The 22635-nt window shown below is 42.1% G+C and carries 16 protein-coding genes and 1 riboswitch; of the genes, 11 read left to right on the plus strand and 5 right to left on the minus strand.

Annotated features, from left to right (window positions below; all coding sequences use genetic code 11):
- Window position 1: 1 nt before the first annotated feature.
- The gene (locus CXF81_RS01795) at window positions 2–1819 is read right to left on the minus strand and encodes a glycoside hydrolase family 3 N-terminal domain-containing protein (RefSeq protein ID WP_101179544.1); all 1818 of its coding nucleotides are present in this window, start codon (window positions 1817–1819) and stop codon (window positions 2–4) included.
- A 472-nt stretch (window positions 1820–2291) separates the two neighbouring features.
- On the opposite strand from CXF81_RS01795, the gene CXF81_RS01800 reads away from it, so the two are divergent.
- Window positions 2292–3275, plus strand: coding sequence for an alpha/beta fold hydrolase (locus CXF81_RS01800; RefSeq protein WP_101179546.1), 984 nt, complete (start codon window positions 2292–2294; stop codon window positions 3273–3275).
- Between the two features lie 51 nt (window positions 3276–3326).
- Here CXF81_RS01800 and CXF81_RS01805 read toward each other — a convergent pair whose 3' ends face one another.
- On the minus strand, window positions 3327–7628 hold the full coding sequence (locus tag CXF81_RS01805; protein ID WP_101179548.1) for a DEAD/DEAH box helicase: 4302 nt from the start codon (window positions 7626–7628) through the stop codon (window positions 3327–3329).
- 198 nt (window positions 7629–7826) lie between these two features.
- Between CXF81_RS01805 and prpD the strand changes: the two genes are divergently transcribed.
- From prpD to CXF81_RS01840, 7 genes are all read left to right on the plus strand, one after another.
- Complete coding sequence (gene prpD, locus CXF81_RS01810) at window positions 7827–9314, plus strand: 2-methylcitrate dehydratase (protein ID WP_101179550.1); 1488 nt, start codon at window positions 7827–7829, stop codon at window positions 9312–9314.
- Between the two features lie 659 nt (window positions 9315–9973).
- Complete coding sequence (locus CXF81_RS01815; protein WP_198556306.1) at window positions 9974–10732, plus strand: bacteriorhodopsin-like; 759 nt, start codon at window positions 9974–9976, stop codon at window positions 10730–10732.
- 88 nt (window positions 10733–10820) lie between these two features.
- Entirely contained in the window at window positions 10821–11678 is an 858-nt protein-coding gene (locus tag CXF81_RS01820; RefSeq protein WP_101179554.1) for a polyprenyl synthetase family protein, read from the plus strand.
- On the plus strand, window positions 11671–13143 hold the full coding sequence (crtI, locus tag CXF81_RS01825; protein ID WP_101179557.1) for a phytoene desaturase family protein: 1473 nt from the start codon (window positions 11671–11673) through the stop codon (window positions 13141–13143). Before CXF81_RS01820 ends, crtI begins: the two co-directional genes overlap by 8 nt.
- A 15-nt stretch (window positions 13144–13158) precedes the next feature.
- The gene (locus CXF81_RS01830) at window positions 13159–14055 is read left to right on the plus strand and encodes a phytoene/squalene synthase family protein (protein ID WP_101179559.1); all 897 of its coding nucleotides are present in this window, start codon (window positions 13159–13161) and stop codon (window positions 14053–14055) included.
- Window positions 14052–15260 carry a lycopene cyclase family protein gene (locus CXF81_RS01835; protein ID WP_101179561.1) on the plus strand — a complete coding sequence of 403 codons (1209 nt, stop codon included), beginning with the start codon at window positions 14052–14054 and terminating at the stop codon, window positions 15258–15260. Before CXF81_RS01830 ends, CXF81_RS01835 begins: the two co-directional genes overlap by 4 nt.
- Window positions 15253–16125 carry a Brp/Blh family beta-carotene 15,15'-dioxygenase gene (locus CXF81_RS01840; protein WP_101179563.1) on the plus strand — a complete coding sequence of 291 codons (873 nt, stop codon included), beginning with the start codon at window positions 15253–15255 and terminating at the stop codon, window positions 16123–16125. The genes CXF81_RS01835 and CXF81_RS01840 overlap by 8 nt, the downstream gene beginning before the upstream one ends.
- On the opposite strand, the gene idi is transcribed toward CXF81_RS01840, so the two are convergent.
- Window positions 16096–16680: an isopentenyl-diphosphate Delta-isomerase gene (idi, locus tag CXF81_RS01845; RefSeq protein ID WP_101179565.1), complete on the minus strand. Its 585-nt coding sequence runs from the start codon at window positions 16678–16680 to the stop codon at window positions 16096–16098. The two genes, CXF81_RS01840 and idi, sit on opposite strands and share 30 nt — an antisense overlap.
- Window positions 16681–17133: 453 nt before the next feature.
- Here idi and CXF81_RS01850 point away from each other — a divergent pair, with 453 nt between their 5' ends.
- The gene (locus CXF81_RS01850; RefSeq protein ID WP_101179567.1) at window positions 17134–18129 is read left to right on the plus strand and encodes an LLM class flavin-dependent oxidoreductase; all 996 of its coding nucleotides are present in this window, start codon (window positions 17134–17136) and stop codon (window positions 18127–18129) included.
- Window positions 18130–18345: 216 nt separating this feature from the next.
- On the opposite strand, the gene CXF81_RS01855 is transcribed toward CXF81_RS01850, so the two are convergent.
- Window positions 18346–18522: a CopG family transcriptional regulator gene (locus tag CXF81_RS01855; protein WP_101179569.1), complete on the minus strand. Its 177-nt coding sequence runs from the start codon at window positions 18520–18522 to the stop codon at window positions 18346–18348.
- 106 nt (window positions 18523–18628) lie between these two features.
- Here CXF81_RS01855 and dauA point away from each other — a divergent pair, with 106 nt between their 5' ends.
- Window positions 18629–20362 (plus strand): C4-dicarboxylic acid transporter DauA, encoded by a 1734-nt coding sequence (gene dauA, locus CXF81_RS01860; RefSeq protein ID WP_101179571.1) that lies wholly within the window; start codon window positions 18629–18631, stop codon window positions 20360–20362.
- 97 nt (window positions 20363–20459) lie between these two features.
- Here the strand turns inward: dauA and CXF81_RS01865 are convergent, their stop codons facing one another.
- Window positions 20460–21260 (minus strand): HAMP domain-containing protein, encoded by an 801-nt coding sequence (locus CXF81_RS01865; RefSeq protein ID WP_101179573.1) that lies wholly within the window; start codon window positions 21258–21260, stop codon window positions 20460–20462.
- A gap of 178 nt (window positions 21261–21438) precedes the next feature.
- Window positions 21439–21619: riboswitch (molybdenum cofactor riboswitch) on the plus strand.
- On the opposite strand from CXF81_RS01865, the gene moaA reads away from it, so the two are divergent.
- The gene (gene moaA, locus CXF81_RS01870; protein WP_101179575.1) at window positions 21612–22580 is read left to right on the plus strand and encodes a GTP 3',8-cyclase MoaA; all 969 of its coding nucleotides are present in this window, start codon (window positions 21612–21614) and stop codon (window positions 22578–22580) included. Its footprint overlaps the riboswitch before it by 8 nt.
- Window positions 22581–22635: the final 55 nt, after the last annotated feature.

Below are 22635 nucleotides of genomic sequence, written 5' to 3' on the forward strand. Positions count from 1 at the left end.
TTCAATAATCTTGCAGTCCATAGCCAAACTTAAATAAAGCATGTTCGGCGTAGGGTGCAATCGGAATATCAGCAAACTCAACTGGCCATGAATAAGGTGATTTTCCAGTTGGTTTGAATCCATCAGTGGCGAATAGGAAATCCGCTATGCCGCCACCTTCAGAACCAGGTAACCAGGCTGCAACAAACGCATCACTATTGTTTAAATCCTGGTTAATCACCAAAACTCGACCAGAAATCAATATCACGATTACTTTCTTACCGAGGTTTTTACAACCTGTAATAAGTGTCTTGTGTTCATCGCTCAACCACAATTCATCGCTGTCGCCAGCGCCTTCCGCATATGGATTTTCACCTACAACAACAACTGCTTTTTGAGCTTGCATGCCGGCATAACAACCTTGTTCGGCGTATTCAACATTTGAGTTGACGGAATTTATACCCTCAAGGATCGTGGTTGCTCCCGCATAGCTGTGTGTTTGCCCCTGCCAGTGAATAGACCAACCACCGCTCTGTAAACCACTATTGTTGGCGTGAGTACCGACCACCGCGATGGGTTCGAAGGGATCTAAGGGTAATGCTTGATTGTCATTTTTGAGCAATACCAACGATTCTCTTACGGCCTGACGTGCCACCGCTCGGTGTGCTTTTGAACCAACACTGAGGCTCAATTCTCTTTTTGCAAAGGGATCAGAGAAGAGTCCTAAACTAAATTTCATGGCTAAAATTCGCTGCACTGCATCATCAATTCGACTCATGGGCACGGTTTGGTCGATAATAGACAGCTTCAGTTTACTCATGAACTCTTCATGATTTCCCGGCTGCATCGCCATATCAATACCGGCATTGATAACTTTGTGAGGCTCACCAAACCGCAGTCCTCCATTCCAGTCAGTAAGCACCACTCCTTGAAAGCCTAACTCATTTTTTAACACATCGGTAACCAAATGCCTATGTTGATGCATATTCAGGCCGTTATATGAATTAAATCCAACCATGATCGCAGCAACTCCCTGATCCACTGCGCCAGCATAGGGAGGCAGATAGCGTTCTCGCATTAACTCGTCGGTCATGATTGCATTGCCACCTTCAACGCCACCCTCGGTTGCACCGTCACCAATGAAGTGTTTTGCTGTAGCGGCAATGGTATTCCGGTTTGCTAGATTGCTACCCTGATGTCCGCGAACTGAAGCAATAACGGCTGCTGTGGTAAGATCTCTATCTTCTGTAAAACCTTCATATACCCTTCCCCAATGCTCATGTTGTGGCATAGCAATACAGGGTGAAAATGTCCAATTGAAACCGGTGCCAGCGACTTCTGAAGCGGTAATTTGAGCAGCTTGTTTGATCAGTTTAAGGTTCCTAGTGGCGGCCATACCAATGTTGTGTGGAAATATCACGGCACCTTCAAAGGTATTTTGTCCGTGCACGGCATCCACCGCAATTAGCAAAGGAATACCTAAGCGGGTTTGCAATGCACTGGATTGAAACTCATCAAATTTATTCACCCAGTCGATAGCGTTAGGACCCGGAGTAGGACCTTCAGTGTGAATGATAGAACCGATGTTTTTATCACGGATAACTTCGGGGGAGACATTATTATGCCAGACTGATTGAGTCATCTGACCAATTTTTTCATCCAAGGTCATCTCGGCTATTAACGCTTCAATCATATCGTCATAAGACGTGAACTGACACAAATCGAATTTTTGAGTGCCCCATTCGCAGATGACGTCTACCTCAGCTTGAGTTTTATTTGTGCTTAAATTAGTGCAGCCAGCTATTATTAATAGCACGCTTAGTATTAGTGCTGTTCTCATGCATTTTCCAGTGTTAATTTTTGTTCAATAAAAGCGCTTAATAAAAGCGCTTAATAAGAGCGCTTAATAAAAGCATTTAATTCGAGTAAGCAAAGAATAAATACCGCTAATTACTTAATTGCTCGTCAATATATCGGATTTAAGTTGATTAATCGCATTTAGCACTAATATTTTTTCATTAGAATTAATTTTAAAGGTATTTGCTTTTACAAATTCAGGTGACTCATATAATTCAGTTAAGAGTCGAATAGTAGGGAGAAACTCAAGAGAAGCATGACGCGTGATACTTTACAATTAACGATATATGGCGTGTTTTCAATCAACACAAGCCTTTATCTAAGGTTAATATAAGCAGGGTGGTAAGATAAAGATAGACTGATTTACATTTTTGTTTTAGCGTTCACTTTAGCTTAATTGATACAGTTCACATGTTTCAATTACATTAAAAAAATAACAAAATAAGGGTTATAAAGTGTTTAGCTTTTTAAAGTATTGTTTGTACCTGTTTTTAATACTAGCAGCTTGCCTTGCCGTTTATCTCTATATTCACAGTGCCTCGGACAAGTCGGTAGAAGAACTTAGCCAACGATGGGCGCAAGAGCCTTCGCAATTTGTAAATATTGCGGGTATGAACATTCACTTAAGAGACGAAGGTCCCAAAAATGACCCAGACCCTATTGTTTTAATACATGGCACAAGTGCGTCATTGCATACGTGGGATGGTTGGGTGGAGGTATTAAAAGAGGATCGTCGAGTTATTCGTTTTGATTTACCCGGATTTGGTTTAACCGGACCGGATCCAAAAAATAATTACACAATTGAGCATTATGCTGATGTGGTTGTTGCTGTACTAGACCAATTAAACGTTAAAAAATGTCTATTAGCTGGCAATTCTTTAGGTGGTCATGTTGCTTGGGCAACGGCGGTGCTGCATTCTGACAGAGTATCTTCATTGGTCTTAGTCGATGCCAGTGGCTATCCCTTTAAGCCTGAATCTGTTCCACTTGCCTTTAGATTGTCACAAAATCCGATAACCAGTGTGTTGTTAAAAAACGTTTTACCTAAATCACTGGTCGCGCAAAGTGTTAAGAATGTTTATGGAAATCCAGATTTAGTGAGCGATGAATTAGTTGATCGATACTACGACCTATCTCTTCGAGAGGGCAACCGGGGTGCGTTGCAAGCGCGTTTTAAACAATTATCCCCTGGGCGTTTAGTTGATAGGATGACAACAATTAATGTACCTACACTGATTATCTGGGGAGGGATGGACCGATTGATCCCGCCAGAGTGGGGGAAACAATTCAATCAAGACATAGCAAACAGCCAACTGATTGTGTTTGATGAGTTAGGTCATGTACCTCATGAGGAAGATCCTCAATCAACGGTATTGGCTGTAAAACGTTTTTTGGAAGACATTAAATCGGCCCCCATTTTACAGGTGCCAACAGGATGACAGACCTGACCAAGTCGTTGCAGCAAAAACGACACAATTAGTTGCTCAAGCTTAAAACGTCTGTTTAAGTAAATTTAACATATCGTCTACCGATAGCTTGGTAACTGCCTCGTTCCCCGACAAAAGCTTGTCTGCTAAGTCTCGTTTATGTTTGTGCAAGGCGACAATTTTCTCTTCAATCGTATTTTTGGCTATTAATCTGTAAATGGTAACGGGTCGTTTTTGCCCTATACGGTGGGCACGATCCGAGGCTTGCTCTTCCACCGCAGGGTTCCACCAAGGGTCCATGTGTATGACATAATCAGCGGCGGTTAAGTTTAAGCCTGACCCACCTGCTTTCAGGCTAATTAAAAAGATATCTCCTTCACCGCTTTGAAATGCATTAACGCGTTTTTGTCTGTCTTTTTGTGGGGTTGAACCATCTAAGTATTGGTAGCTAAATCCTTTGGCCTCAATGTATTTTTTTATCAATTGTAAGTGCCCAACGAATTGACTAAAAATAAGTGCTTTGTGATTATTGACTTTGAGCTCGTCTAACAATTCACTGAGCGCTGCTAACTTGGCGCTGGGTATGTCGGTTTCGGCCATGACTAATTTAGGGTTGCAGCAAGCTTGACGCAGTTTCACTAACTCGGCGAGCATTCGAATACGCTGCTCTCCGGTGTTGGCTTGCTGCCCACTTTGGCTAATATTGTCTATCGCGTTGAGTCGCAATGCCTCATAAAAATCGCGTTCTTTGGGGCTCATTTCTACTTGAATATTAATCTCTGTACGCGACGGCAATTCAGTTAATACTTGGTTTTTCATTCGGCGTAAAATGAAAGGTTGAATCAAGGCTTTTAGCCCTTGGCTGGCTTTGCGTGCAGCCAATTTGTCTTCTTTTGCGTTTTCAATAGGGCTTGAGAATCGTTCACCAAAGCGCTTTAGGTTGCCGAGTAAACCCGGGTTAATAAAGCGAAACAAGCTCCACAGTTCGGTTAGGTCGTTTTCAATCGGCGTGCCGGTGGTGATCATCTTAAAGTCGCCTTTTAATGCCATGGCGGCTTTAGTGCGTTTGGTTAATGGATTTTTTAGCGCTTGGGCTTCGTCGGCAACGATGGTGTGCCATTGTACTGTTTTGAGTATGTTCGTTTCGCGTTGTAATAGTCCATAACTGATGATTACGCAGTCAAATGGGTTTAAATCGTTCAATAAGCCCATTCGTTGCTCAGTATTAGTTGAGTCTGCAAATAATTTTATGTTTAATGTTGGGGTAAATTTGAGGGCTTCTTGATGCCAGTTAAAGCAAACAGATGTCGGTGCAATAACTAAACTCGGCCCTTGGCCAGCCCGAGATAACAAAACCGCAAGCGCTTGTAAGGTTTTACCCAACCCCATATCGTCGGCTAAACAGGCGCCAGCCCCCCAGTGTGCCAAACGCGATGCCCAGTCGAAACCCTCTAGTTGGTAGTCGCGCAATTGAGCTTGAAAGGTTGAAGGGATCTTCGGTTCAATGGTATTTGCTTGACGCATTTTTTGAGTTTGCTGATCCCAAGCATGAATCGTTTTCATACGCATGCCAGCAGTGGCGTCTTCTATTTGCAAGCTGGCAAGTGGATGAAATTTACCGTCGTCGGTAAGTTGATTGATTTGATCGAGTTTATGGCGTAAATCGTCAGACAAAGCGAGTATTTGATCCGCGCCAAGTTGAATAAAGCGTCCGTTACTATTTTTAACCAGTTCTAGCAGTTTTCGCAGTTCAATTACTTGCTCGTTGTTTACGTGCAAGTCGCCTGTAATATCAAACCATTCACTTTTTTTACTAACCGATAACTGCAGATGCTCGCTGTCTAGTTTCTTAGTTAAGCTCACTTTTTTGCCTTTCGGCCAGCGCAGCACGAGGTCAAAGCTTGCTTGCGTAATGGCCTCTTCCAACTGCTGGAGAGCGCCAAGTGCAGTTTGTAAATCGTCTAATAGTAAAACATTATCGGGCATATTCAAAAAGGCTGGACACGCTTGGTCGAGTTGATCCAGTAATGTTTCTTCACGCATTAAGTCGCGCTGCGTAGCGATACGCTTGCCGTCTATATCGTTTGTTAAGCTGGCATTGCCAGCCCCAGGCTTGAACGCGGGTCCGTTTTGACCAAATGGCATCACTACACAAGTAAATGCTAGCCCATTTTGCGTTGGCTGAATATTAACCACTAAATTAGGATCGCACTCATGCGTTTCTAAGCCGGTATCAAGTTCTGAAATATCCGACTGTATATTCAAAAAAGGCGCGACAGCTGATATGCCAACGAGTACCTTTTGTTTTGCACTGATGGGAATTAGCAAACCACCTTCACCAATTATTTTAGCAACCTTAAGGTGCTCAGGTGAAAATACCGTGAGCTGATAGTGGGTATCTGAAATAGACTTTAGGTTGTAAACCTGCTGTGCTTGGTCATATTCATATTCATGTTCTTGGTCATCATCTATGTCTTCCGATAAATCGGCAATACTTAAACAAAGTTGGTCGCCTTGCTGGCTAACTAGCAGCTCTGGTTCACGCTTAGTAAGCTCAATTGTTTGCGTTAAGTCGCCAGACTGGTATAAATTATCTATACCAACAGCCGCATCGAGTGCCGATAACCCCTGCAGTGAATATTCAAGTTTGGAGTAATAACCCCAACTTTGATGAGCCGCAATGGCACGGCAAATTTTCTTATCGCTATCACTGAAGTAGCCAAATAGTTCGGTTTCTTCTTTTAAGCGTTTCAGCGATATTACGCGTCCTTTGCTCCAGCCCGCTTTATTCAATTTTTGCTCACGGGCCATCAAGCTGTTGCCATAATCCTGGACAAGTTCCCAAATCAATCGAACTGGCTTAGTTACTGTTTCAGTAACGACTGTTAGCGCTTTTTCAGTATTCGGGTTAAGCGCAATTAATTTATCGAGGGCTAAATCCCATTGTGATTTGGTTTCAATAAGAGCGGTAATATCGATCAGTTTTGATTCACTGAGGGCTTTCTTGTTACTGAAACGGGCTGCCATTTGCTCACATATATTGGCAAATAAGGGATAAGCAAGTTGATTAAAGTGGGTCTGGTATTTTACTGCTAATTCATTAAGTGCTGGGTCTTTACTCTGGTTACACCAAATCTGTGACAGCAAATAATTAAAATAACCTAGCTGGTGACAAAAAAAGTCAATTTCTGCATCAGCACAATTGTATTTTATATTGATATTGTATTTTTCGCCCGTCGATAAGCTTAAAATAGGTTTCACTACGCCGCGCCCGATGTTGTAAAAATCGCTGTTAACTTTACGGTCACTTTCTTCAAATTCAACTTGCTGTAGCGCAGTTGAAAAATAACTAACATCCTGCTGGTTAGCGTACACCATTAATGCCAATTTATAAAAATAGCCGAGCACCTCATTTAAATACTGCTTTTTCCGTTTGGTGAGTCTATTTTTAGCGAGTATCGCTCTTTCAAAATAGGCAATAGCTTGCTGGTTGTCCCCAGTCAAAAAGTAATAAGCACCTAGTAACTGCAATCCATAACTACTGTTGTCTGTTGCAGTTTGTATACGTTCAAAATCGTTAAAACGCATTTGATACAAGTATTGTTCGGCAAGTAAATGATGACAGTGAAGGTTAAATGAAGAGCTTGTATTTTCGGGATGAGCTTTGCACACTTGCTCTAGTAAGTTAATAGGATATTCACAGCTTTGCCCGTGTATTTGAAACGTTCTGATAAGCGTTGCAAACGCTTGATACTGCAACATATTAGGTAATTGCAAAAAGGTATCTAAATTAAATGGTAAAAAAAGAATATTAACTAATATACTATTTTGATTATGGTCAATGATTTGTGGGTTTTTATTAAATGCTAAGGCATCTTCAACCTGATCCACTTTACCCATATAAAAAAGATCTCGAATAACTCTGCATCTATCGACTTCTTTTATCCGCATATGATGACTCGTAAATACAGGTGAAACTTGCTCTGCAGCCATTATTATTTCGCGTAATTTTTCATCCGCCGTGTAGTCATATGCGGTGCGTAATTTGTCAATTTCAATAGTTAAACGATGGGCTAGTAAGCTATTGATTTGCAATCCATCTTTACTTAACATCAACAGCGAGCGCTGAATCAAGTGGTCTCTTTGCTGAACACTTAAATGACATTCTTTTTTTATTTTTAGAAAAAAGCCTCTACCCTCTAATATATCTATTATTTGTCCTAACTTAATAATACCAATAGGCTTGTACACGACCGCCAAAATCATTAATGCATTTTTTTCGGATTCGCTAAGGCTTAAAAAAACCTCATACAAAAGTGCTATCTGTTGATGGATTTGTGGCTGGATTAAAGCAACAGGATTCATGTTATTGCGATTCTTAAGGTTTCTTCATATGTTAATGCACTGAAATTAACAAAAATACTGCACGTAAACAATCATTCCTTAATGTCTTTAAAAATAGTCTGCGAGTGCCAGCATGATGCCCTTTTAAGTTTCCTGATCGCAGACAGTGGTCTATGTTAAGATTTCAAAAGCGCTAAACTTGACCAAAGAGGATACAAAATGAGTAATAATGTAGATATTAATAATCGCCCCGATTACGATCATGTCATCCAAGATATTGCTGATTATGTACTCAGTTTTAGTGTCTCCAGCGAGGAAGCTCTCGACACAGCACGCAACTGTTTACTCGACACATTGGGTTGTGGACTATTAGCTTTGCGCTTTCCTGAATGCACGAAACACCTTGGACCAATCGTACAAGGCACCCTTGTGCCGAATGGCGCCCGAGTGCCTGGAACATCGCTGTCACTCGATCCGGTAAAAGCCGCGTGGGACATCGGCTGTATTATTCGCTGGCTGGATTATAACGACACTTGGTTGGCCGCTGAATGGGGTCATCCATCGGATAATTTAGGTGGGATCCTGGCTGTGGCAGATCATTTGTCCCAAGTCAAACTATCTAAGGGCGAATCGCCTCTGATGATGCGAGAAGTACTTGAAGCCATGGTAATGGCGCACGAAATTCAAGGTGTTATAGCCCTAGAAAACTCTTTTAATCGCGTTGGTTTATGCCACGTTTTACTAGTACGTGTTGCCTCAACGGCGGTTGTCACTAAAATGATGGGCGGCAACAGAGAGCAAATCATGGCTGCAATATCTCAAGCTTGGGTCGATGGTTCTGCACTGCGTACTTATCGTCACGCACCAAACGCGGGTTCTCGTAAATCTTGGGCTGCGGGTGATGCCACCTCACGAGCGGTTCGCTTGGCTGACATGTCGATGCGTGGCGAAATGGGTATACCAAGCGCGTTAACAGCGCCGCAATGGGGTTTTTATGACGTCTCTTTCTCGAAGACGAATAAAAACCAAGCACTCAAACCTGAGTCTGAACGTGAGTTTTCGTTTTCTCAAACCTACGACTCTTATGTAATGGAAAACATCTTGTTTAAGATTTCATTCCCTGCCGAGTTCCATGCGCAAACCGCTGCCGAAGCTTCAGTTATTCTACATCCTGAGGTGAAATCTCGCTTATCAGAAATACACAAGATTGTAATTCGCACCCACGAGTCGGCTATTCGTATCATTTCAAAAACGGGCTCCCTCGCCAACGCTGCTGACCGTGATCATTGCCTGCAATATATGATTGCTGTGCCCTTAGCGTTTGGAAGTTTGACTGCCGAACATTATGAAGACCGCTTTCATGATGGCAACCCGATTATCGATGAACTGCGTAACAAAATGGAAATTTTTGAAGACAAACGTTTTACCGCTGAGTACTTAGAAGCAGACAAACGCTCCATTGCAAATGCCATCCAGGTTTTCTTTAAAGATGGCAGTAGCACAGAAGAAGTGGTTGTGGAATATCCTGTAGGGCATCGCCGTCGTCGTGAAGAAGGCATTCCGCTGTTAGAGCAAAAATTCAAATCAAACTTAGCATCACGTTTCCCAAATCAGCAGTGTCAAACGATCTTCACGCTTTGTAAAGATCAAGCCATGCTTGAAAGCACACCGGTAAATCGCTTTATGGATTTATTTGTTATAAGTTGAGGTTACGATATAAGTTGGTGATTAGTGCCTTAGTTTATTTGGGTTTTGGTACTGCAGCTCATAAAAACGGTCTAGTTGCGTGCAACTTGTCAACGACAAGCCAGTCGCCAATTGCCGGTAGGTTATTATGTTGTAAAGACGATTGGACAATTTTCCAGTGCCATCAATTAGAATCCCTTTGACTAGGTTTTCATCGAAGATATAGGCTTGAAGATTTAATCAACGTGGCGCATAGTGTGAACATGTCGTTTTCAAACGTGACTAATGTGTCAGGTTGCGGCATGTTTACACTGGCTTTTTTAAATTTAAATGGGGGTAATTATTTTATTAAGTAAAATACAAATGTTGATGCGAAGCCCGCAATTCATAGTGATTTCTACATTATGATAGTGCAAATTCTGTGTGGTGTAATTTTCTATGTACACAAAATGTAAAAGTTAATTTCAAAATATGAAATAAATTTTAAACTAAATCCGTGAGTATGAGTAAAAAGCATGTTACTAATTAACAAATTGGTAACAAACTTGTAGGAAGTAGTAAAAAAAGTACTAAGAACCACACATTTCTTTAATAACAATAAGAGAAACATTATGACAACTAACAATGCTTACACCAAAGCAAAAGGCTTTTCATTAAGCCGCACCAGTGTCAGTTTAAAAATGATCGTAACAGCATTATTTTTATTCGCGCTACCAAGTTTTGCTTATGCCGCTGCTAATCTGGCTGCTGACGATTTTGTCGGTATTTCATTTTGGATCATTTCAATGGCGCTGATGGCGTCGACCGTCTTTTTCCTTTGGGAAACACAAGGTGTTTCTGCAAAATGGAAAACCTCCCTCGTCGTATCCGCTCTTGTTACTTTCATCGCGGCTGTTCACTATTTCTATATGCGTGACGTATGGGTAGCAACGCAAACTACGCCTACGGTATATCGATATATAGATTGGTTACTCACAGTGCCATTATTGATGATTGAATTCTATCTGATACTACGCGCTATTGGCGTTGCATCACCTGGTATATTTTGGCGTTTGCTACTCGGTACGTTAGTCATGCTAATACCAGGCTACATGGCAGAAGCGGGCTATATCAATGTCACCGTAGGATTTGTGATAGGTATGTTAGGTTGGTTCTACATTCTGTATGAAATCTTTTTTGGAGCAGCCGGCAAAGCAGCAGAAACTGTCACCAGCGAAGCGGTCAAATTTGCATATAACGCGATGCGTTGGGTCGTAACTGTAGGTTGGGCAATCTATCCTATTGGTTATGTATTAGGATATATGACAGGAACAGCTGATCAAGAGTCGCTAAACATCATTTACAACTTAGCCGATTTCGTTAACAAAATCGCGTTCGGTCTATTAATATGGTACGCAGCAACTAGCGAAAGCCAGCCAATGAGTGTAAAACAAAGCTGAATATAAACGTATATTTTTTAATGTACTGGTGAGTCTGTAGTCACTATAACAGTGGCTGCAGGCTCCTTTTAACATACGGCCAACATTCATGAATCAAACTTACGCAAATCCTAATTTTGACTCGTCTGTCTTACTTGAACAGTGCGAAAACCATATGCTTGGTTTCATAAAAGACAACGAACCTTCTCGTTTCCATCTAGCTAGTGGCGGCAGTCGAACGCGTGCAAAACTGTGTATCGATGCAGGAACGGCGCTTCAACTCCCGACATCATCTATTATTGCTTTAGCTGGAGCGGTAGAACTACTTCACAATGCGTCGTTGGTGCATGACGACTTGCAAGACCAAGAAAGTACTCGACGAAATCAAGAGGCAATATGGAAAAAATACGGTAAAGCTCACGCCATTTGTGCTGGTGATGCTATGATTTCCGCCGCATTTGCTTCACTTGCACATGTCGATTCAACACCTTCATTATCTGCACTCTTAATCCATACGCATGAAGCGGTTGCGATGACCGTTCGGGGTCAGTCACGAGACCTAGATGCAAATAACGACATAACTGAGCAAGAGTACGAAAATATCGCCGCAATGAAATCGGGTCCATTAATTCGACTTACTTTGGAACTGCCGCTGTTAATGGCAGGTTGTGAGAATTATATATCCAACGCAAAATTTGCGTTAAGCCGATTTTCAATTGCCTATCAAATACTAGATGACTTAAATGATTGGCAGCAAGACGCGCAGCGCAATCAACTTAATCTAGTCAATTTAATCGCGGCTAAAAGCTCGATACAAGAGGCTATAACGATATCTAAAAATCGAGCCCAATATTTACTGAAACAGTGCGAAAAAGAATTGGCACTACTTCCCGTAAACTGCGCAAGTTCGTTTATCCGCGCATCCAAAAGTTTGCTTGCAAAAACAACAGGTACTAGAAATGAATAAAGCAGTTGTCATCGGCGCTGGACTCGGCGGCATTGCCTCTGCGCTGCGCTTAAGAGCGAAAGGTTATGACGTGGTCATTATTGACCAGAGAGAAAGATTAGGCGGGCGAGCACAGCAATTTAATAAAGAAGGCTTTATTTTTGACGCAGGGCCTACAGTAATAACCGCGCCGTTTTTACTCGAAGAGCTATTTACACTCTTTGATAAGCAAATGTCTGACTACATCGACCTTGTGCCAGTTGAGCCATGGTATCGGTTTGTTTACTCGGATGGGACGCATTTTGATTATGGCGGAACAATTGAAGACACACTTGAGCGTATTAAACAAATTGAGCCGGATGACCAAGCTGGATATTTGGGTCTTTTGGCGCAATCAGAAGCGATATTTGATGTCGGGTTCACGCAACTAGCGGACAAGCCGTTTCATAAAATGTCAACTATGCTTGCTCAAGTGCCGGCGCTTATCAGACTTAAATGTTACCGAACCGTTTGGCAGATGGTAAGTGCATACTTGAAAAGTGATAAGCTCAGGCAGGCTTTTTCAATCCAGCCATTACTTGTCGGTGGTAATCCTTTTGCCACCACCAGCATTTATAGTTTGATACATTATCTTGAGCGTAAATGGGGTGTTCACTTTGCGATGGGCGGCACAGGTGCTCTGGTCGACGGTCTTGAAAAGCTGATGAAAGAGCAAGGCATTGAAATTATGCTAAACACCCAAGTGACCGATTTAACCATTCTGGATAATCAGGTTACTGAGGTGCATACCAACGCTGGCAAACTTGCATGTGACAAAGTGATTTCAAATATAGACCCTAAATATCTGTATAGAAACTTAATACCGAGCAAGCAACAAAAGTTGAGTGCAAAGATCAAAACAAAGCACAGTTCACTCTCTATGGGGCTATTTGTATTGCATTTTGGTACTACCAAGCAATATCCTGATATTGTGCATCACACTATATGGTTAGGTAAGCGATATGAGGATCTGCTGAGTGATATCTTTGATAAAAAGATATTGGCTGACGACTTCTCACTATATTTACATCGTCCGACAGCTACAGATCCTAGTATGGCACCACAAGGATGCGATTCATTTTATGTGTTGGCGCCGGTGCCTAACAATCTTTCTGGCATTGATTGGTCAGTCCAAGAGAAAGATTATGGAGATCGCATCATTGCCGCATTAGAAAAGACCATCATGCCCGGTTTGTCATCACATATCGTGCACCGATTCGCTAAAACGCCTAAAGACTTTGAACATGACTTTAGTAGTGTTGAGGGTAGTGGTTTTTCTATTGCTCCTTCGTTTCAACAATCGGCTTGGTTCAGATTTCATAATCGCGCCGAAGGTCCTGATAATTTATTTTTATGCGGTGCTGGCACTCATCCGGGCGCAGGCGTACCAGGAGTGTTATCTTCAGCCAAAGTGGTTGACCGACTAATTAACCCTGTCAACGCATAGACCAGCGAGGACATCATGCAGGACAATCCTACAACGCTGTTAAAAAAGCATGGCAAATCATTTAATTTTGCACGTTTTTTTTTAGGTTCAAAAACCGGTATTGCTGCGGCTCGCCTATATCGATTTTGCCGTATTGTTGACGATATAGCAGATGAAAATGAAGATAAAGTAGAGGCAGCAGCGCAGCTCAAGTTGTTAAAACAACAGATTATTCAAAATCAAGAAACGGACCCTGTTGTTGGTGACTTTCTGATGCTCTGTTCAGAGTATGGTATCGATCGAAAACATGGCATTACGCTTATCGAAGGGGTAAGCCAAGACCTAATTCCTTTAGCGCTGACCAGCGATAAGATGCTCATTCAATATGCCTATCGAGTGGCTGGCGTGGTTGGTTTGATGATGGCACCTATTCTAGGTGCGAAAAAATCAGGTCATTCTTTTGCGGTCGACTTGGGCATTGGTATGCAACTGACCAATATTGCTCGCGATGTAATGGAAGATGCAAAAATGCAGCGCCGATATATTCCTCAAAATTGGGTCAATGGTTTATCCGCAGCGCAAATTGCAAAAAGTGAAATAGCGGAAAGAGCCATTGTGCAAAAAGCCATTCAAAGGCTGCTGCAACTGGCTGAAACATATTACCAAAGCGGCCTAGCTGGTTTGTATTATTTGCCACCACGTAATCGACGAGCCATTGCCGTAGCAGCATTTGTTTACCGTGACATTGGTCGTAAACTTCTCAATAAAGATTGTATTTATTGGCAAGGAAGGGTGATGGTGCCAACGCCAAGAAAACTACAATTAGCCAGTCAGGCTTTGTGGCAGTTAACCACCTCGAAACTAGCCCACACTGATTGTGTGCATGCTAGAGAACTGCATTCGCATTTAGCGTCAGAGATGCAGAGCAAGTGACGCAGTTATCGACCAAACAAAGTGAGGTTGATTTAATCATTATAGGGGCTGGGGCTGCGGGTTTATCATTGTTGCTAGCACTAGACGCTGCAAACTACGCGGGCAAGGTAGTTGTGCTTGAAAGTAGGCAAGGGCCTCAGAACGATAAAATGTGGAGCTTTTGGCATGTCACTGAAGCCAATCGTAGCAGCGAAAGAGGAAATAGCTTACCGGCTTATATTGAAGCAATTTTAACTCATAAGTGGCAAAGCTGGAGTCTATCTGCCGATGGAAGCGAGTATTTAATGCACGATACTCTTTTTCAATACTGCTGCCTTAGATCGGAGTCCTTATGTGCGCTCGCTTTGGAGAGAACCGCTGCCAAAGAGAACTTTCATATTCGTTTTGATAGTCACGTTGGTTCAATAACCGCGGCAGGGTTTGCGGCTATTGTGACTACAGGGAGCGAGCAACTGTCGGCTAAGCAAGTTGTTGATACAAGACCTCCGCCACTACAGAGCCAGCATGAAGGCCTTATTCAGTGTTTTTATGGTGAGGAAATTGTATGTGAGGTCGATGTATTCGAGCCGTCCACGGTTAAATTGATGCATCAGCTACGTCATTCAGAAGTTGGTATCGAATTTATTTACATCCTGCCTTTTAGCACCAAGCATGCGCTCGTAGAGTTTACTTGCTTTAGTTTAGCTCCTGTCGCAGCGTCTGTTTTGAAAGCACGCCTAACTGACGCGATACACAAAATAGTAAAGCAACATCCCTACACCATACAACGCACCGAATGCGCAGCTTTACCAATGTATTTAGTCAATCAAAATACACAACATCGAAAGCAGGCTATCATTTATGGGGGGATTGCGGGCGGCGCGATGCGTGCTTCAACCGGATATAGTTTTATTGGAAGCCAAAAATGGGCTACACAAAGTGCGCATGATTTAATTAAAACAAGTACGATATCTGTTAATACGCCTATTCCTGCTATCTATCAAATGATGGATAAACTGATGTTAAGTGTGTTAAGAAATGACATGGAAGTGGGTGTTACGATTTTTATACAACTTTTTAAGACCGTTCCAGCGCAGAGATTTGTGCGTTTTATGTCAGAGAAGGCGACCCTAATCGATTTCGTTTGTATTATTTGGGCTATGCCCAAAAAACCTTTTTTACGTGCTTTATTTCGACGTGTGAGAGTTAACATAAAAAATGGGTAAATTACACTTCACGCAAATCTATTTGGTCACACTCGGACTCTCGGTACTTGCTCTGCTGCTGAATATTGAGTTATCTAATGCCGCCGGCGTAGCAGCCTTAGCGATTGCAGTGGTTATTTTAGGTTTACCACATGGGGCATTAGACTTTGCCGTTGCTAAATCATTAAATTATGTTACCGGTGTTCGTACTGCGTGTCGTTTTCTAGTTATTTATACGGCAGTGGCGGGTGTGTCGATTGTATTTTGGATTGCTTTACCAGGTACTGCATTATCTTTGTTTTTAGGTATTTCGATTTTTCACTTTGCAGCCGACTGGCGAACGACGATGCCATGGTATGCGCGAATTTGCTTATCAGCCATGGTGCTCTGCGGCCCTTCTATTGTAAATAGCGCTATAGTGTTAACTCTCTTTACCGCGTTATTTGTTAGCGGTGAAGTCGCTGTTTGGATTATTCAAGCGATGCAAATGATTTTCGCGGTGGCTTTTTTAGGTTTTGTATACTTTGTTATTGAGGCTGTTACCAATAAAAAAATAAAAAGTGGATGGCAAGTAACAGAATGGATTGCGCTGATAACCAGCAGCGTAGTGCTTACCCCATTGCTTCACTTTGCACTCTACTTTTGCATACTGCACTCTCCAAAGCATTTGTTTGACGTTAGTAAGATGCTAAAACTGAGCTTCGTAAAAGTGATTGTCATCAGTTTGCCCTTTGTAATACTCACCTTGGTTTTAGCTTGGGTGCTTTTCGCAGTGGTTGCAAGCGACGCCATAGATACTGAGTTACTGCGCTGGATCTTTATTGGCTTATTCGGTCTAACTATGTCGCATATGATGCTAATTCATCTGTGGCATCGAACCAGATAGCCTTTTTGAAACGGTGATATTGGCGCGGGCAAACGAAAATACTTGCGCAAACCATGCGGTAAACATCTCAGGGTTATTGTTTAGTTGCTTTTCAATTTCGCTTTCCTTCCACCAACGTGCTTCCATGACCTCATCCACATTGTTCTGCCATGTCAGTTCCATAACTTCGGATACGAGTATGTGATCGAACTCATGCTCAATTAGATTGTTATCCAGACGGTGCTTGTAACGTATCTTGCCAACTGTTAATAAATTTAAGGGGGCTTGTATACCAAGTTCTTCTGAAACTCGACGCTGTGCGGCAGTGGTGATAGTTTCGTTTGGTAGAGGGTGCGAGCAACAGGTATTTGTCCACAGTCCGCCACTGTGATACTTGTGCAGAGCTCTGCGTTGCAGCAGATATTCAACACGATCTCTTTTACGTCGAATAACCATGACTGAAAAAGCCAAATGTAAGTCACCGCGAATATGTGCAGTCATCTTATCGACGTATCCGGTAATGTTACCGTCGCCGTCGACTAATGGTACTAAAATGATGTCGTCTTTTTTACTCATATTATTATAACCACTATGGTCATAAAAAGGATCATTAACACCAGGGTAAACTATGGCTTTCTAATGTACTTAAGTTCGAGAAGTTGTTTAGCTGTTATAGGCTTGCTAAGGTAATATCCTTGCGCGCAGTCACACGTTAATTCTTCCAATAAAGTAAGCTGCTCATGCATTTTTCCTTCAATTTCAAAACGACGTGTCATGCTAGTTCATAACAATTAAACTCTCCTTATAAAAATATTTATAAAGCCAGAGAAAATACCTTATGCTCAGCACAAGTGTTAATTTACGTTGCTATTACGCAATCCAGTGGCAGACCTTTGTATTAGTTATTAACATAACATCTTAAGAATCTAGATGAAAAATGGCATAATAAATCACAAACTTTACAGACCGACTAGCCTCATTCATTTATGATAGCGTGATTGGCTTGCATTATTTCTACTGAGGTTTTTTATGACACTGCCATTCTCACTGTTAGATCTCGCCCCGATCGCTGAAGGTGCCAGCCTTGCTGAAGCGCTTGAGAATTCGCGTCAATTGGCGGTTCAAGCCGAACAAAGTGGCTATCATCGAATTTGGTTAGCAGAGCATCATGCGATGCAGGGCGTAGCAAGTTCGGCTACAGCTGTTGTGCTTGGGCATATTGCGGCGGCCACCAAGAGCATTAGGATCGGTTCAGGTGGTGTGATGCTACCTAACCACTCGCCGTTAGTCATAGCAGAACAATTTGGCACCTTGGCAACGTTGTTTCCGGGTAGAGTCGATTTGGGCTTAGGTCGTGCTCCTGGCACTGATATGGCGACTGCCCAAGCACTAAGGCGTAATCTCAACTCTGATGTAGATAATTATCCTGAGGATATTCGGGAATTACAGCATTATTTGGCCGCACCACAAAACGGACAGCGAATAGTTGCCGTTCCTGGCGCTAATACGCATATACCAATTTGGTTGTTGGGCTCGAGTTTATACAGTGCGCGACTGGCTGCTAAATTTGGTCTGCCTTATTCTTTTGCCTCTCACTTCGCGCCGGATCAATTATTTGATGCGATTAATATCTATCGCTCAACCTTTCAGGCATCAACGCAATGCGATAAGCCCTATGTTATGGCCGGTGTGATGGTCGTTGTGGCTGATACAGACGAAGAAGCGATGTATTTGTTTACCTCGGTACAACAGCAATTTATGAATATGCGCCGAGGTGTCAATCGTCCTTTTGCCCGACCTGTGGATGATCTATCACAAATTTGCACTGCAGCCGACCAAGCAATGTTGTCACATATATTACGTTATGCGGTGGTTGGATCTACTGACACAGTGGCACAAAAATTAAACCAGTTCATCCAAGCCACCGAAGCCGATGAGTTAATAGTGTCGATACCCATACACAATATTCAGGCACGTTTAAAGAGTGCTGACATGCTAGCGCAAACAGGGTTAATGAGCAGATAAGCAGTATCAAACTATCGGTTGTTTTGCCATCTTACTGAAATCCGTATTATTTAATCTACTTTTGAGACCCTTATCGTTCGAGACCCTATCGTTTCAGATTTAGCTAATGTGGGGGGTAATAATGACTATTCTGTTAAGTCATCAGCTGAAATAAATTCATCCGGTACAAATGTACCGGCTAAAAATAATTTTTGAATAATCAAAACGCCTTTTGACTTATTTATTAAAAACCTCATCTCGCCAGTCGGTGCCAAGTTCTGTTTCGATATACTCCCTAATAAACAGTCTCACTTTCTGTGACGGCGTTACATCTTCTTGTAAACACAGTTTTTCAAACATCGCCTTCTTATCAGGATCAATTAACAGTGTCAGTCTAGCTGTTCGATTTTCCATACTTTCCCCTTTTTTAAAAACATGTTAATTTGATTACCATTGAAATTGTATTTGATAAGAGCATAATGTACATGTAAGTATAATTCAATAATTTTTTGAGAACAAAATGTCTCATCGTGTTCACCTTTTTTCACTGAGAATTGCTCACGCTTTACGTGATACTTTGAATGAAGCACCTTATGGGCTTACGACATTTACTAAAGATTTAATGGCGGGGATCACGGTTGGGGTCATTGCTATTCCCTTAGCAATGGCGTTAGCAATAGCGATAGGTGTTGCACCGCAATATGGTCTTTATACCGCTATTATTGGGGGTTTTTTTATCCCATTGACTGGCGGTTCTCGTTACAGCGTATCTGGGCCAACCGCTGCATTTGTGGTGATACTGTATCCCGTTGTTCAGCAGTACGGAATTGCCGGCCTATTGATTGCCAGTATTCTGGCTGGCATTATATTGGTCATGATGGCACTGCTGCGCATGGGCCGTTACATAGAGTATATTCCCGAACCGGTTACCTTGGGTTTTACCGGTGGTATTGCTGTGGTCATTGCAACACTCCAGGTTAAAGATTTCTTTGGTCTGACTATCACAGCGATGCCAGAAAATTTCACCGGTAAGATCATGGTATTGACTGAAGCTTTACCTGATTTCTCGCTCTGGCCGCTTATCGTTGGCTTAGTCACGCTGACAGTAATGATGTTATGGCCACGTTTAAAAACCTCAATTCCAGCCCATCTGCCGGCTGTAGTAGTTGGGAGCTTAATTGCCTTCACTTTTAATAGACAGGGCTTAGATGTTGCGACCATAGGGTCAACTTTCACTTTTACATTATCCGATGGCACTCTTGGTTCTGGTATTCCATCAGTATTGCCCAACTTTCAATGGCCATGGCTGCGAACCCAAGCGAACGAAGCTGTTTTGGTGTTAAGTTGGCAATTAGCGCAAGATTTATTATCAGCAGCATTTGCTATTGCGATGCTTGGTGCCATTGAGTCATTGTTGTGTGCTGTAGTACTTGATGGCATGTCGGGCAAAAAACATAGCGCTAACAGTGAACTTTTGGGACAGGGTATCGGAAATATAATTACGCCTTTTTTTGGCGGTATTACAGCAACCGCTGCCATTGCCCGATCGGCCGTCAATTTTAAGACAGGCGCAAAAACCCCCATTGCCGCCATGGTGCATGCTATTGTCGTGTTTATTTCTTTGGTTTCATTGTCTTCCGTGCTCGCTTACCTGCCGATGGCGAGCATGGCGGCCTTGCTAATTATGGTTGCTTGGAATATGAGTGAAGCGCCAAAAGCAATGCACTTGTTAGCAAAGGCACCTCGCAGTGAAATATTTGTGTTTATGGTGTGCTTCTCACTCACGGTGCTTTTTGACATGGTCATAGCGATAACTACGGGCATAGTCTTAGCTTCTTTGTTGTTTATGAAACAAATCGCTGAAATGACCAAAATACAAGACATAACAGAACACAACAAGCTGGTTAATCTAGAAGTGCCCGATGGCTGGAAGGTATTCAAAATAAATGGGCCGTTGTTTTTTGCTGCCGCTGATCGCGTCTTTGGTGAATTATCTCAGTTGTGCAATAAAGAGCAAGGAGTCGTCTTGTATTTAGATGGCGTATCGATTCTTGACTCTGGCGGTGTGGCGGCACTGAACAAATTCATTGATAAATGTGGCAAGTCTGACACTTACATATATTTGGCAGACTTCCAGTTTCAACCATTGAAAACGTTAGCAAAATCAGGATTTCGCCCAGATGGTGTTATTTGTGAAACATATTCAACCTTGTCTGCGGCTTTAAATGCCCTGCCAGCCTCTAGAGTTAAATAAAATTAGACAAATCACAAACCCGAAATTGACGGAAGTCGTGAGTAAATATTATCAAGGGATCCTAAATATTGTGCGGTTAAAAAGCATATGGATACATTCATTCATCGCGTAGTTTATCGCTCAACACTTGAATAGCTGCTGACATTTCAGCAATCTCGTCCTCTCGATTAGCTACCACAGGCGCATTGAAATTACCTTGAGCAACCGCTTCTAAATGCCGAATGAGCGCAACAATTGGCTTAATAACTGTTTTATTCACATATAGGTTTGCAAACATAATACTGACAACAATTGCTATAAATATAGCTAAAATAGACAACCATTGGCTTTGATTAGCTTGCCACTCCAGCGCGTTGTTTTTGTCATTGAGTTGGTTTTGAATTTGTTCAACTAAGGTTTTCAGCGCTTTACTGGGAGCTCGGTCAATGCCTCTTACCGTTGAATCAGCTTTTTTATGATCAAAGTTAGTATTGATAAATGCCTGTTTGCCCGCTTCATATTTTGTTAATAACGACGCGTGTATTTGCCGAAACTCTCTTACCGTTGTCTCAATTTCTGGTGTTAACTGCAGTGATAAAATGTCGGTTGCTAATTGCTGAACCATCCGATGCTGGTGAACGAACCTGTCCCAATATGTTTCTCTATCTTCAGTTTGGTGACCACGCAGTAATACATTTTTCCACTCTTGAACTTGGGTTTTAAACTGTAAGTTAAGCGCACCAATTTGAGCAACGGCATTGTTCTCTATGGCAATGAGCTGTTGATATTTTTCTATTTGGGACGAGAGCATGATATTGGAGATAATCGCAATAATTCCAATCATGAGAAGGGCAGCAGTAACGAGGGCTAGAATTTTAGCCTTTAGTTTCTTAAATGGCGATGTATTGGCATTTGTCATAAGCAATGATATTCAAAGACCCAGTTAGCGACACTCAACTTTAGTGACACTTAATTTTAATGACACTATTTATCATACTCTTCCTCATACTTTTTATCATACTTTTTGTTTATTACAGATTTATTTTTTATTGCAGCACCACTTAAATAGAACCTCTTCGAAAACTATGTTACTAATTGTACTGGATTAACTCCGAGCTTTCAGACCTAACTCCTAATGACAAGGTTTGCTAGCCGCGATACAGATGTTTACATCGATAGTTATCGCCAGGGTTGCAAGAGAAATCGCGCTGCCTCCCCTAAGTAGCGCATAATTGTGTTCGCTACTTCATTTTGGAAAGGTGTTAGTGATATGTTAGAAGATAAATTTGGGCGCCGCTTCCACTATTTGCGGCTGTCTATAACAGATGTATGCAATTTTAGTTGTGAGTATTGCCTACCAAATGGATACCAATGCGATACCCCGCGAGACTTTCTGAGACTCGAGGAAATTCGTAAAATCGCCACGGCGTTTGCTAACCTCGGTACCAGCAAAATTCGCATCACTGGCGGTGAACCTTCATTGCGTAAGGATTTGCCAGAAATAATTCAGGCCTGTGCGAGTACACCAGGTATTGAGCATGTTGCTATTACTTGCAATGGTTACAAGTTACCAGAGCAAATTAGTAGTTGGGTGGATGCTGGGCTATCGTCATTAAACGTAAGCATTGATAGTCTCGACCCACGGATGTTTGCGGCTATTACCGGGCATGATAAGTTAAAAACTATTATACAGGGTATTGAAATAGCGCTTGAGTTAGGCATAAAAGTGAAAGTCAACGCCGTGTTGATGAGGCATTTTAACCGAAACGAACTCGACAGTTTTTTGGATTGGATCAAAGAAAAGCCAGTCACATTACGTTTTATTGAACTGATGCAGACGGGGGATAACAAGCTCTTTTTTGACCAAAATCATACCTCAGGTTTACCTATAAAAGAGCGTTTACTCGATAACGGCTGGCAGCAAATTGAGCAGAATAAAACCGCCGGTCCAGCGCAAGAGTTTACCCATAAGGACTATAAAGGAAATATTGGGCTTATTATGCCCTACAGTAAAGATTTTTGTGCTACTTGCAATCGATTACGTATTTCAGCTTTGGGCAAATTACACTTGTGTCTGTTCAGTGAGCAGGGACTGGATGTTAGGCAATTCTTACTGGATAACTCCGGGCAGCGCTTGCAAGAGGAATTGGTGAGTTTACTGGCAGATAAAAAATCAACTCATTTTTTGCATGACGGTTACACAGGTGCCACTAAACACCTAGCTATGCTTGGCGGATAAACAACTTTGCCCCGGCTCTCCACCGGGGTGTCACAGCAGACCTTCTTTTAGGCTG

It is taken from the genome of Glaciecola sp. 33A, from assembly GCF_002836745.1.
Classification (GTDB): Bacteria; Pseudomonadota; Gammaproteobacteria; order Enterobacterales; family Alteromonadaceae; genus Glaciecola.

Coding starts and splice junctions, on each gene's coding strand:
- CXF81_RS01830 (WP_101179559.1), top strand. CDS start 13,159: ATGCAGGACAATCCTACAACGCTGTTAAAAAAGCATGGCAAATCATTT.
- CXF81_RS01850 (WP_101179567.1), top strand. CDS start 17,134: ATGACACTGCCATTCTCACTGTTAGATCTCGCCCCGATCGCTGAAGGT.
- CXF81_RS01855 (WP_101179569.1), bottom strand. CDS start 18,522: ATGGAAAATCGAACAGCTAGACTGACACTGTTAATTGATCCTGATAAG.
- CXF81_RS01865 (WP_101179573.1), bottom strand. CDS start 21,260: ATGACAAATGCCAATACATCGCCATTTAAGAAACTAAAGGCTAAAATT.
- crtI (WP_101179557.1), top strand. CDS start 11,671: ATGAATAAAGCAGTTGTCATCGGCGCTGGACTCGGCGGCATTGCCTCT.
- CXF81_RS01840 (WP_101179563.1), top strand. CDS start 15,253: ATGGGTAAATTACACTTCACGCAAATCTATTTGGTCACACTCGGACTC.
- CXF81_RS01820 (WP_101179554.1), top strand. CDS start 10,821: ATGAATCAAACTTACGCAAATCCTAATTTTGACTCGTCTGTCTTACTT.
- CXF81_RS01815 (WP_198556306.1), top strand. CDS start 9,974: ATGATCGTAACAGCATTATTTTTATTCGCGCTACCAAGTTTTGCTTAT.
- idi (WP_101179565.1), bottom strand. CDS start 16,680: ATGAGTAAAAAAGACGACATCATTTTAGTACCATTAGTCGACGGCGAC.
- CXF81_RS01795 (WP_101179544.1), bottom strand. CDS start 1,819: ATGAGAACAGCACTAATACTAAGCGTGCTATTAATAATAGCTGGCTGC.
- CXF81_RS01805 (WP_101179548.1), bottom strand. CDS start 7,628: ATGAATCCTGTTGCTTTAATCCAGCCACAAATCCATCAACAGATAGCA.
- dauA (WP_101179571.1), top strand. CDS start 18,629: ATGTCTCATCGTGTTCACCTTTTTTCACTGAGAATTGCTCACGCTTTA.
- moaA (WP_101179575.1), top strand. CDS start 21,612: ATGTTAGAAGATAAATTTGGGCGCCGCTTCCACTATTTGCGGCTGTCT.
- prpD (WP_101179550.1), top strand. CDS start 7,827: ATGAGTAATAATGTAGATATTAATAATCGCCCCGATTACGATCATGTC.